Source organism: Neomicrococcus lactis (assembly GCF_014200305.1).
GTDB classification, from domain to species: Bacteria; Actinomycetota; Actinomycetes; order Actinomycetales; family Micrococcaceae; genus Neomicrococcus; species Neomicrococcus lactis.
In genome coordinates this window covers 1,672,813-1,684,804 of the sequence record NZ_JACHBL010000001.1, presented here as the reverse complement: position 1 = coordinate 1,684,804, position 11,992 = coordinate 1,672,813, and the positions used below count along the sequence as shown (strand labels likewise).

Annotated in this window: 9 protein-coding genes, 1 tRNA gene and 1 rRNA gene; 9 read left to right on the top strand and 2 right to left on the bottom strand. The window is 58.0% G+C overall.

The genetic code is table 11. From position 1 onward, the window contains the following. Positions 1–118 precede the first annotated feature (118 nt). The 4 genes from rrf (at position 119) to BKA12_RS07620 (ending at position 2,546) form a co-directional block, all read left to right on the top strand. Positions 119–235, top strand: a 5S ribosomal RNA gene (gene rrf, locus BKA12_RS07635). Between the two features lie 182 nt (positions 236–417). Next, entirely contained in the window at positions 418–921 is a 504-nt protein-coding gene (locus BKA12_RS07630; RefSeq protein ID WP_183642142.1) for an SRPBCC family protein, read from the top strand. 10 nt (positions 922–931) lie between these two features. Further along, entirely contained in the window at positions 932–2,335 is a 1,404-nt protein-coding gene (locus BKA12_RS07625) for an FAD-binding oxidoreductase (RefSeq protein ID WP_183642139.1), read from the top strand. Positions 2,336–2,469: 134 nt separating this feature from the next. Beyond that, positions 2,470–2,546 (top strand) — tRNA-Pro (locus BKA12_RS07620). A 54-nt stretch (positions 2,547–2,600) separates the two neighbouring features. On the opposite strand, the gene BKA12_RS07615 is transcribed toward BKA12_RS07620, so the two are convergent. Next, entirely contained in the window at positions 2,601–3,197 is a 597-nt protein-coding gene (locus tag BKA12_RS07615) for an IclR family transcriptional regulator (RefSeq protein WP_183642136.1), read from the bottom strand. Positions 3,198–3,324: 127 nt separating this feature from the next. On the opposite strand from BKA12_RS07615, the gene BKA12_RS07610 reads away from it, so the two are divergent. Next, positions 3,325–4,344: an FUSC family protein gene (locus BKA12_RS07610; protein WP_183642133.1), complete on the top strand. Its 1,020-nt coding sequence runs from the start codon at positions 3,325–3,327 to the stop codon at positions 4,342–4,344. A 323-nt stretch (positions 4,345–4,667) separates the two neighbouring features. Here the strand turns inward: BKA12_RS07610 and BKA12_RS07605 are convergent, their stop codons facing one another. After that, the gene (locus tag BKA12_RS07605) at positions 4,668–5,684 is read right to left on the bottom strand and encodes a LacI family DNA-binding transcriptional regulator (protein ID WP_183642130.1); all 1,017 of its coding nucleotides are present in this window, start codon (positions 5,682–5,684) and stop codon (positions 4,668–4,670) included. 286 nt (positions 5,685–5,970) lie between these two features. Between BKA12_RS07605 and BKA12_RS07600 the strand changes: the two genes are divergently transcribed. The 4 genes from BKA12_RS07600 to BKA12_RS07585 all read left to right on the top strand — a co-directional run bounded on the left by BKA12_RS07600 (position 5,971) and on the right by BKA12_RS07585 (position 11,984). Further along, a complete protein-coding gene (locus tag BKA12_RS07600; RefSeq protein ID WP_183642127.1) occupies positions 5,971–7,299 on the top strand; it encodes a sugar ABC transporter substrate-binding protein in 1,329 nt (442 codons plus the stop codon). 164 nt (positions 7,300–7,463) lie between these two features. After that, a complete protein-coding gene (locus BKA12_RS07595; protein WP_183642123.1) occupies positions 7,464–9,077 on the top strand; it encodes an ABC transporter permease subunit in 1,614 nt (537 codons plus the stop codon). Beyond that, a complete protein-coding gene (locus tag BKA12_RS07590; protein WP_183642120.1) occupies positions 9,077–9,988 on the top strand; it encodes a sugar ABC transporter permease in 912 nt (303 codons plus the stop codon). Before BKA12_RS07595 ends, BKA12_RS07590 begins: the two co-directional genes overlap by 1 nt. A 31-nt stretch (positions 9,989–10,019) precedes the next feature. After that, positions 10,020–11,984: a glycoside hydrolase family 13 protein gene (locus BKA12_RS07585; protein ID WP_183642117.1), complete on the top strand. Its 1,965-nt coding sequence runs from the start codon at positions 10,020–10,022 to the stop codon at positions 11,982–11,984. The last annotated feature ends 8 nt before the right edge of the window (positions 11,985–11,992 follow it).

Sequence of the window (11,992 nt, the reverse complement as noted above, 5' to 3'; positions counted from 1 at the left end):
AAAACACCCCCCACAACCAACGAAATAACCCGACGGTTGTAGAGGGGCAGACACCAACCATAAATAAATACTTGAACCCAACACCACAAACAAGTGGACGTTGCTGGTTCGCCAAAGTTACGGCGGCCATAGCGTGGGGGAAACGCCCGGACCCATCCCGAACCCGGAAGCTAAGACCCACAGCGCCAATGGTACTGCACCCGGGAGGGTGTGGGAGAGTAGGACACCGCCGGACAACCCTTAAAAAGGAAGACCCACACAACGACGTGCGGGTCTTCCAACACTTAACAAGAAAAACAAGAGCACCCGCTTATCTGGTTGATAGGCGGGTGTTTTTGTTTAAGCCGGTTGCCCTTCATAGGCATACTCCGTAGCCATCAGGCCATCACCTGCGCAGCGGCCAACTAGAATCAGAAGATGGATTCTCTCTTTTCGCATGCGCCGGAGCCGGAAGAGCCGGCAGTTCCAGCTGCTTCGTCAGACAAGTCGTCTCCCTCTATCCACGTTGTGCGAGTTCCAGTTGAATCTGACCAGGCCCTTGAAGGCTTCATGGAGTACATCCATCTCTGGTGGCCGTCTCAATTCACCTCATTCGGTGCCGGCACCTTCGTTTCCGTCGATATGGAAGCCATCGGTGAAGAAGGTGGTCCAGAGAGTAAATGGCTGGAATGGGGGACCGTTTCGGAATCTCTCGCTGCTCATCAGATCAATATTGACTGGTTGTATCCCTCGCGGAGTTCCTTGGAATTTACGTTTGTAGACGTTTCCCCTTCCGGAGCAGAAGTCACCTTGAAAGTCACAGGCCGTCCAGCACTGGTCAACCGGGAGGACGGCTCCGAATTCATTATCGAGTGGGACACCATCCTGGGCTTCTATGCCCGGTTCATGGGCGCTTCACCCGAACAGCACGCAGCAGAGTAGAAAGAATCTCATGACCTCCACTACCTCCCGGATCTCCGCCCCACACCTGAGTGCCTTGGATGAATTGTCCAAGGCACTGGGAACGCAGGGGAGCGGCTCATTATTGGTCGACGACGTAGACGTCCAGAATTTCCATCGGGATATGGGTGCTCTCTCTGATCCGCATCTACCCATGGCAGTAGTTCTCGCTGGGTCGACGGAGGATGTTCAAGCAACTCTGCGTTGGGCGAGCAAGCACAAGATCAGCATCGTCCCTCGTGGCGCCGGCACTGGGGTGTCCGGTGCGGCTCATGCCATCAAGGATTGCGTGGTGTTGTCCTTGGAGCGCATGAACCAGATTCTTGAGATTCGTCCAGACGACGAAGTGGCTGTTGTTCAACCAGGCGTGGTCAACGCCGACCTGAATGCTGCAGTTGCTGAGTACGGATTGATGTACGCGCCAGATCCAGCGAGCTACCAACAGTCCACTATTGGCGGCAACGTTGCCACCAACGCGGGCGGTCTGCGGTGCGCCAAATACGGCGTCACTCGTGACTCTGTCTTGGGTCTCACTGTGGTTCTCGCTGACGGTTCCATCATTGAGATCGGCAAGCAGACTTTCAAGGGTGTTGCCGGATATGACCTAACGTCCCTAGTCATCGGCTCTGAGGGGACTTTGGGAATAGTTGTAAAAGCGACTGTTCGTTTGCGCTACTCGGGCGAGAATCAGCGTGCCATTGCCGCCATTTTCCCGGACATCGAAACGGCTGCTGAAGGCGTTCTAGCCATTGGCCGTGCGCGGGTTCAGCCAGCCATTTTGGAGATGCTGGACGAAGGCGTCATGGCTGTCATCGATTCAATCCACGGCACCAAGCTCAAAGGCACGGGTGGTGCTCTCTTGCTCGCGCTGACTGACGGCTTCGGGGCGTACCTGGAAGAAGACGTGATCCGTGAAGTGCTGGCTGGGCTCGGGGCAACGCTCTTCGAGAAGGATGATCCGCAGTCGATGGCTCTGCTTGCGATGCGTCGAGTCAGCCGCGGCGACGAGCAAGATGACCAGTACCGCGTGGGTGAAGATGTCGCGGTGCCGCGCAGCAAGCTCGTTGACTACATTCGGGAGCTCCATCGTATTGCGGAGCGCAATAACGTGTGGGTCCGCACCGTGGCTCATGCCGGCGACGGAAATCTACACCCCACGTTCTGGATCGATCCGTCAGAAGGCGAGGCAGGCGTAGAACGCTTGGACGCTTCCCTTGACGAGTCCATTCGAGCAGCGCTAGCCATTGGTGGAACCATCACAGGTGAGCACGGCGTGGGTCAGTACAAACTCCGCTGGCTGGGATGGGAGCAAAGCGAACAAGTTCGCGAACTTCAATACCGCATCAAGGAAGTTTTTGATCCGCAGGGGATTCTCAATCCGCACAAGGCGATCTAGAAACTGAAGCTCCTCGGACAATTTACGAACTAGTGGGTGCGTTGTTATCAGTCTTTTTCGCTTGGTGATGGGGGCCACTGAATTCGGAATTTTTTGGCACCAAGAGTAAGGTAATTAAGCGCTAGAAACGCTTTCGGGGTGTGGCGCAGCTTGGTAGCGCGCGTCGTTCGGGACGACGAGGCCGCAGGTTCAAATCCTGTCACCCCGACCAAAAAAATCGCGGAGACCTTTCGGTTTCCGCGATTTTTTGTTGCCCGAAATCTTATTAATCGGAGCTTTTGCCGAGACGCTTGGTGACCCCGGTGGCTGCATCCTGAACGCTCTTGATCAGCAGTGCACGGAGGTTGCGGTGTTCTACTCGGGTGCGTGGTGCGGAGACCACAATGCAACCGATGATCTTTCCCTGTGTATCGAAGATTGGTGCTGATACGCCAAACTCTTCGGGGGTGGTTCCGCCGTCGTTGACCGCAAAACCTTCTTTCAAGATGGCACGGAGGTCAACCAGGAGATCGTCCACATCGCTTCTTTCGGGAACAATAATCTTCCCGGTCTTGATGAGCTCTTTGACCTCTGCGGATGAAAGATGCGCCAAGATCACGCGAACCGACGAGGACTCCCACAAACGGTATTGAGTACCAATGCTGGCGGTGTGCTTGACCTGGTGAGGGCTCGCGATCTGGTCCACCACAATGGCGCTTTCGCCGTTCCACAGTGCCAAGGCTGCCGTTTCTTCGGTGTCCTCGTTGAGCTTTTCCATCAAGGAACGCGCCGCGATGCGCGGATCAAGATTCGCCAAGAGTGGCGCAGCAAGACTCAGCACGCCCAAGCCAAGGCCGTATTTTCCAGATTCCTCGTCACGCATCAGGTTGCAGTGGGCGCAGGCTGTGGTTTTGTGCGTCACTTTTCTTACTACGGCAAGGCGTTAGCGCGTAATCTACATGCCGATGACATAAGAACACGATCCGCTGAATCTCAAGAATATTTTCACGATGGGACCCTCCAACGAGGACCACTTCATTGGGCTTCGCTGCGCTGCAGGCGTCTTCTTGCCACTGTTCTTCTTGCTCATTCTTGACCGGCTGGACCTAGCGATCTTCGCGGTGTTCGGGGCGTTCGTGAACGTTTACGGTCGCGTGCCGCGTCACCTGGAGCGCCTCTTGGCGCAGCTCAAAACAGGCGCACTCTTTTGGATCCTCATTCTGGTGGCGTGGTTTGCGTCGTCGTACTGGATTGAGCACGGAACCCAACGCGGCCTCTGGACTGTGGTGGCACTGACCTCCGTGGTGGCGGGCGTGTGTTCGTGGATTACCTCGATTCTGCGCGTGCGGCCAGGCGGTTCGTTGTTCCATATCTTCGCGTTCGCGGCGATCGCCAGCGTCCCGAGTCTGCCGAGCCTCGCGGAGAGCATGTTCACCACCACCGGCACCATTATGTTCGCGATTTTCGTGGGCTTGGCTGGACGCTTGTTCCCGAGCCGACGCACGGAATGGCAAGTCAGCCCGGTAAAGCCGTTCACCACGAAGCTGCACAAAGCCTTCATCATCGAATCGAGCCTGTACTTCGCGGCAGCCGCGCTCGCAGGCTCCGCAGCCACGCTCTTGAGTCCGCTGCTCAACATGAGCCACAACTACTGGGCGATGGTCGCGGCCGTGGTGCCGCTCGTCGGTAAAACCATGCGGCATCGCATCGCGCGCGGCGTCCACCGTATCTTGGGCACGTTCGTGGGTCTTGGACTCATGGCGATCGTCGTGGCACTCAACCCAAGCCCCGTCGTCGCAATTCTGATCATTGGCCTCATGCAGTTCATGGCCGAGATGTTCATCGCCCGAAACTACTTCTTCGCCCAGATTTTCGTGACCCCACTGGCTGTTGTGGGCACGGGGCTCGCCTCCGGATCCACCAGCGGACTAGTCTACGACCGCTTCATGGAAACGGTCATTGGCGCTGTGGTGGGTATCGGCATGATGCTGATCGGCAACCAGATTCGCAAGCGCCTCAGTACTGACTAAAGCCAGTCGCCGCGTTGCATGACTACGCTAAGTTCTAGCTCGTCGGTCAGCACTACGGCGTCCGCGAAAGCGCCCGGGGGTGATGCGGCCGATGCGCTGATCGTTGAGGATTTCCGCGGGAACATCGGTCACGCAGCGTAGTACGTAAAAGCGTTGCTTCCGCAGGCGCCCACATCGTTGGGTTGGACGGGACCCGAGGCGAGCGCCCAGATGGAAAGACGCTCAAAGAGGCCATCGCCGCAGTTTAAGAGCGCACTGGCGCGCTGGTTATGGCGGACTGCGGATCCCTCGCGGACGCCTTGATTTAAAGCCGAAGGCTACTTTTAGGCCGGTGGCGGCGCAGTGGAAAAGCGCGCTACAAATTCAGTCGAGAGGAAGCTCTCGGTCGGATCCGACTCGAGCTCAATTTCTCCCAGCAGGGCAAGGGTCTTAAGAGCCGCGGCTGAACCTTGAGCAGCAGGGAACTGCGCGATGGTGGTCAGGCCAAAGAGCTCACCGATTTCGTGCCCGTCGATGCCAATGACGGAAATGTCTTGCGGTACGGAAAGTCCCAGATCGCGCGCGGCCATGATGGCACCGAAGGCCATCTCGTCTGAGGCGCAGAAGAATGCGGTGGGCTTGAAGCGTGGATTCACCAAAATGTTCCGGGCACGCTGGTACGCGACTGCGGTGGTGAAGTCAGCAGAGATGCGCCATTCGGCTGGGGGAGTGATGCCAGCAGCCTCCATGGCACGCAAGTAGCCGCGCTCGCGAGAGCTCGTGAGTTGGAAGTCTGCGTCAACCACTTCCGGTGAACCGATGAACGCAATGTCCCGGTGACCCAGGCTCAGGAGATGCTCGGTGGCAAGCTCGGCGATAGACACTTCGTCGACGCGAACAGTCGCCACGCCGGGAATGATTCCGCCGACGGCCAACAGTGGGCGCCCAACTTTCTTGAGCTGACGCAACTCGTGATCGGTGGGGCGCAACGTCACGGAAATAACGGCGTCGAGGCGCTTACGCAGCAAGAAGTCGGCAAAAATCTTGTGCCGAAACTGCTCGTCGTTTTCGGTGATGTACAGGGTGAGGTCGTAGCCGGCACCGTTGAGTTCGCTAGCCACGGCCTGCAAGACGGAGGAGTAGTACCAACGCCCGACGGTCGGCATCACAATGCCGATGTTCCGGGTTCGGCCAGATGCCAAAGATGATGCAGTCACCGAGGCGACGTAGCCCAATTCGCGAGCGGCTGCTTGAACTGTTGCCTTCGTGGCAGCCGATACTTTGCCACGCCCAGTAAGGGCCCTCGAAACGGTGGCAACAGAGACTCCGGCTCGAGATGCGACATCGCGAATACTGGACATTAGCCAATAATAGGCCAAATGCGCAAAAGCGTAACCGTTTCCATACGGCACTCACGCAAGCTGGCGCCGTCGTACTTACCAATTAGTAGGAAAGTGCCGGAAATCCGCGGATTTCCCTTAACCCATAGGGAATAGAAGGTAAACAACGTATGAACTGGTTCACAATCCGCGGTAGACGCGGAGTGTGAAAACGCTTACACTTGCGAATGTAAATACCGTGTTACAGGCCTGTGTCAATGACGATAAGTCCTCGCAAGGTTTGTGCCCTGTACGAAAGGTTCACCCCATGAAGGTGCGTTCCGAAGCTTCTAACAAGAGCGTCACCCGTCGCGCATTCGCGATCGGTTCTTTGGGTACGGCAGCCGCCGCAGCCCTGGCAGCATGTGGCGGTGGGTCCAGCTCAACGTCATCGTCGTCGGCATCCTCAGCTGCCTCTTCTGCCGCTTCCTCATCCGCAGCTCCAACCGGTGCCGCCGCAACGTTGACATTGTGGACCGACGCCGAGCGCTCCCCAGCGTTGAAGGACATCGCTGCCAAGTTCAAGGCAGACAAGGGCATCGAAGTGAAGCTCGTTGTCAAGGACTTCGCCTCTGTACGCGACGACTTCATCACGCAGGCTCCGACCGGCAAGGGCCCGGACATCATCGTTGGCCCACACGACTGGCTCGGAAAGCTTGTCCAGAACGGTGTGGTTGCACCGGTTCAGCTTGGCGACAAGGCATCCCTCTTCAACCCAGTAGCAGTCAAGGCCTTCACCTACGAAGGACAGGTCTACGGTCTGCCTTACGCCGTGGAAAACATCGGCCTGTTGCGCAACAAGAAGATCATCCCGGAAGCTGCAAAGACCTTCGAAGAAGTGGTTGCAGCCGGCAAGAAGGCCGTCTCCGCAGGCAGCGCCAAGTACCCATTCTTGGTGGGACTGGATCCAAAGCAGGGCGACCCGTACCACCTTTACCCACTCCAGACCTCTTTGGGTTCTGTGGTGTTTGAGACCGGTGCCGACGGCGGCTACGACGCCAGCAAGTTGGGCCTCGATACCCCAGGCGGCGCCGAATTCGCCAAGAAGCTCCAGGAATGGGGCGACAAGGGTTCGAAGGTGTTCAACTCGAACATCACGGCCAACATTGCCAAGGAAAAGTTCAACAAGGGCGAATCCGGCTACTTCTTGTCCGGCCCATGGAACGTTCCGGATGCCGTCAAGGGTGGCGTGGACCTCGTTGTGGATCCACTTCCAACCGCAGGCGACAAGCCAGCGCAGCCATTCGTGGGTGTCAACGGCTTCATGATCTCGGCGAAGTCCACCAACGCTCTCGCCGCGAACGAGTTCGTGGTCAACTACTTGAGCCTTGCAGAGGCACAGGACTCCCTCTTCAAGCAGGGTGGCCGTCCGCCAGCACTTCTCGAGTCCTTCGAGAAGGCTTCTGCAGACCCAATCATCAAGGCCTTCGGTGATATCGGAACCAACGGTCTTCCAATGCCAGCTATCCCACAAATGGACGCTGTTTGGGCTGACTGGGGAGCAACCGAACTCAAGCTCATCAAGGGCGGCGTAGCTGACCCGGCAGCTGAGTGGAAGAAGATGGTTTCCAACGTTCAGGCCAAGATCAAGGGCTAATTAGCGTAGTGCCGGGATACTGATTCGCCGTTGCGAACGGTATCCCGGCTCTTCGTTTTCCATTTCACTCTCGCCCTCTTCAAACCAAACTTTCGCAGTGCTCCGGATGTCCTTTGAGGATGCGGAGCATCATGCATCGCACGCTCGTGAGGAAGATATAGCGCATGTCCGGAGTATCGGCCACAGGGACTTTAGGGACTGCATCGTCGCAGTCTCCGGCAAAGAAGCCAAAGAAACGGCAAGCACCAGATTCCGTGCTCGGCACGTTGATGAAAATTGTTTTGCTGGGAATTGTGGACGCCATTGCCGTCTACGTGTTGATCCAGCTCGCGTCCAAGCATGAGTGGCTGATTTTTGGCATCTCTCTGGCCGTGACGCTTCTGATCAACTGGATCTACTTGCGGCGCGGGGGTCTGCCGGCCAAGTACCTTGCTCCTGGCGTCTTCTTCCTCCTGATTTTCCAAGTTTTCGTGATGTTGTACTCGACGTACATAGCGTTCACGAACTACGGCGATGGCCACAACTCTTCCAAAGAAGACGCCATCACGGCCATCCAGCTTGCCGCCCAAGAACGTGTGCCGAACTCGCCGCAATACGCGGCGACCGTCCTTGAAAAGAGCGGAACGCTCTACCTGCTCGTAACAGAGCCGGACGGCAAGGCGAAGCTGGGTACCACGGGCGAAGTGCTCCAGGAGGTCACTCCGTCCACCAAGTCGTCAACCGGTCAGGCCACGGGCGTGGACGGTTACCGCACGCTCGAGTTCACTGATTTGCTGCAGAACCAGCAGGCAGTCACGGCCGTCAAGGCGCCGATTTCGGATAACCCGGCTGACGGTTCTTTGGCCACCAGCGATGGCTCTACGGCTTACGTTTTCGCGCCGAAGCTCAAATACGACGCCGCCGCGGATACGTTTACGGACACCACTACCGGAGCCGTGTACTCGGATAACGGTAAGGGCGCTTTCGCTTCCGCTGACGGTCAACAGCTAAGCACTGGTTGGAAGATCGATGTTGGATTCGCCAACTTCCAGCGTGCGTTCACGGACCCAAATCTTTCCGGTCCTCTGTGGCAAGTGACGCTGTGGACGTTCGCTTTTGCGTTCTTGTCAGTGCTCACCACGTTCGCTTTGGGTCTGTTCCTGGCGATCGCCTTCAACCGCGCTGACCTGCGCGGCAAACGCATCTACCGCGTGCTGATGATCCTTCCGTACGCGTTCCCAGCGTTCTTGTCCGGCCTCGTCTGGTCTGGTCTGTTGAACCCAGAGTTCGGATTCATCAACAACGCGCTGCTCGGTGGCGCGGACATCCCGTGGCTCACCGATCCATGGCTCGCCAAGTTCTCGGTTCTTTTGGTGAACCTCTGGCTGGGTTACCCGTACATGTTCTTGGTCTGCACGGGTGCGCTGCAGTCGCTTCCTGAAGAAGTTGACGAAGCCGCCCGCATGGACGGAGCGAGCGCTTGGCGCATCTTCCGTTCCATCAAGCTTCCACTGCTGTTGGTCTCGGTAGCACCGCTGCTGATTTCGAGCTTCGCGTTCAACTTCAACAACTTCAACGTGATCTACATGCTCACCGGTGGTGGTCCGCGCTTCGACGGCACCACGTATGACATTGGCGCCACGGACATCTTGATCACCATGGTTTACAAGGTGGCGTTCGGTGGCACCGGCCGCGACTACGGCTTGGCGAGCGCGCTGGCGATCATCATCTTCATCATCGTCGCTGTCATCTCCACCATCAGCTTCAACAAGACCAAGGCCCTTGAGGAGATCAACTAATGAGTAGCGAAGTACTTCCTCAGCGTCGCACCAATTCCCGCGGCGAAGTAAAAATGCCTTTCGGTCGCTGGTTCCGTGAAAAGGGCTGGCGCCATCTGGTGGCCGTCGCAGCGATCGTCTTCTCCATCTTCCCGTTGCTCTACGTGCTATCGGCGGCGCTGGATCCTTCCGGCACCATGGTGGGCTCCAACGCGTTGTTCTCCAACCTCAGCTTTGGAAACTTCACCGAGCTCTTTGAGAATCAAGAGCGTCCATTCGGTAAGTGGTTCGTCAACACTCTGGTGATCGGCCTGATCACGAGCGCCTTGACGGTCTTCCTAGGCGCGCTGGCCGCGTATGCGTTCTCGCGCATGCGCTTCAAGGGCCGCCGTATAGGTCTGCTGTCCTTGCTGTTGCTGCAAATGTTCCCGCAGATTCTCACCGTGGTGGCAATCTTCTTGCTGCTCAACTTCCTGGGTGACATCATCCCGGCCATCGGCTTGGGCTCAGGCCTCGGCTTGATCATGGTGTACCTCGGCGGCGCGCTCGGCGTGAACACCTACCTCATGTACGGCTTCTTCAACACGGTCCCACAGTCGCTCGACGAGTCGGCTCGCATTGACGGTGCTAGCCACGTCCAGGTGTTCTTCCGCATCATCCTTCCGCTTGTGACCCCGATTCTCGCGGTGGTGGGTCTTTTGAGCTTCATCGGCATCTCGTCTGAATTCGTGATTGCCTCTGTGGTGTTGACGGATCCTGATTCGCAGACGTTGGCTGTCGGCTTGTACTCTTACGTCTCCGAACAGCGCTCGGAGAACTGGGGCGTCTTCGCCGCAGGCGCCGTGCTTGCCGCGTTGCCAGTGATGGCGCTGTTCTTGTTCTTGCAGCGTTACATTACGTCCGGACTCACCGCAGGTGGCGTCAAGGGCTAAGCCCCGTCGGACGCTTCGATAGGTTTAATACATGCTTTTCCAGCCGCACCATGATGGCTCCGCGCTCTACGTGGATAACTTGCACCCTCACCTCGAGGAGACCGTCCCGGTGCGGTTGCGCATTCCGGTGGAATTCGGTTCCGTTGAGAAGGTCTGGTTGCGTTCTGTGCGTGACGCGGAGCCCCATTACGACGCCGCTGACCGCTTAGAGAGTGCCGCTGACGCTGCCGACTCTTGGTACGAAGCTCATCTAACGATCGTGAACCCGGTCCAGAAGTATCGGTGGTTTGTGCAAGCAAACGGCCGGACGTACTGGGTCAACGCGCAAGGCGTGTTCACGCACGACGTTCCCGATGCTGCTGACTTCCGTTTAGTTGCTGGCTCCGGCGCTCCCGAGTGGGCGCCGAGCGCGGTCATGTATCAAATCTTCGTGGATCGTTTTGCACGGTCTGCCCAGGCTGACACTCACCCAACTCCCGAATGGGCTATTGCCTGCTCGTGGGATGAAACCCCTGTGATTGGTCGCGGGCCGGAGACGCCATACCAGTTCTACGGTGGAGACCTCGATGGCATTCGCGAGAAGCTGGACCATTTGGTGTCCGTGGGCGCTACGCTCGTCTATCTCACGCCGATGTTCGCCGCTCGCTCCAACCACCGCTATGACGCTGCGGCATTCGCCGAAGTGGATCCGCTACTCGGTGGCGACGACGCCCTCGTACGCCTTGCAGAAGCAATCCACGAGCGCGGACTCAAAGTCATTGGCGACCTGACCACGAATCACTCGGGCGACATGCATGAGTGGTTCCGAGCGTCCTACAAGAATCCAGAAGCCCCAGAGTCGGAGATGTACTACTTCGGCGAAGGCAACGAGGACTACGTGGCGTGGCTGGGTGTGCCTTCCTTGCCGAAGTTCAATTGGCACTCGGAGCACTTGCGTCGTCGTTTTGTCTTGGACGATGACTCCATGGTGGCCCGCTGGCTTAAGCCGCCGTTCAACCTCGACGGTTGGCGCATCGACGTAGGCAACATGACGGGCCGTCACGGTTACGACGACCTCAACCATGAGATCGCCAAGCTCATTCGCGACCGCGTGACGGAGCTGAACCCTGACGCTGTGCTCTTGTCCGAGTCCACGTCAGACGCTGGTCCAGACTTCCAGGGCGATACGTGGCACGGTGCCATGACCTACACGAACTTCACTCGGCCGGCGTGGCAGTGGCTTTCGCGTGGAGAGTGGCCAGAGCCGACTCAAGAGCAGATCGAGGACGCCGCGGGCGTGAATACGTCTTCTCTCTTGTCTGTCTCTGGCATTCCCGTGCCAGCCGTACAGACCTGGCCTGACTACTACGGTGTTCCTCAAAAGGGTCCGGATCGTATTGAAGCCGAGCAGTTCTTAGAAACGCACTTGAGCTTCATCGCTGCTTTCCCGTGGTCCGTTCGCGTGTGCAATATGAACGCGATCGATACCCACGACACCGCTCGAGCCGCCCTTGCCGTCATTCCTGGCGGTCAAGAAGTCGCAGCAGCCCTGCAGTTCTGCTTGCCGGGCATCCCGCTGATTTTTGCCGGCGACGAGTTCGGCCTCGAAGGATTCAACGGCGAAGCCTCGCGCACTCCCATGCCGTGGGAAGATCCATCCCGCATTCTGCGTGACCTGCGTGGCGTCTACCGGGCGCTCGCGGAAACACGACGGCGTCACCCTGTCTTGGCCGATGGAGGCATCCGCTGGCTGCACGCCGAGGGAGACGCGCTGATCTTCGTGCGCGAATCACGGGACGAATCTGTTCTGGTGGTCGCGACGCGTGCAGCAGTGGATGAAGGTCTCGAACTGCCCTGCGCGGCACTCACGCACGGCGAGATCCCTCGCGAGCCTCTCCTCACCATCGGTGAAGGTGCGGCGACCATTGTCAGCGAGCAGAGCGGCGTCGTACGTTGGAAATCTTCAGGGCCGGGAGTCTCGCTCTTCAGCCTGCCCGGTGTGGTCGCAGCGAAATAGGCACTTAA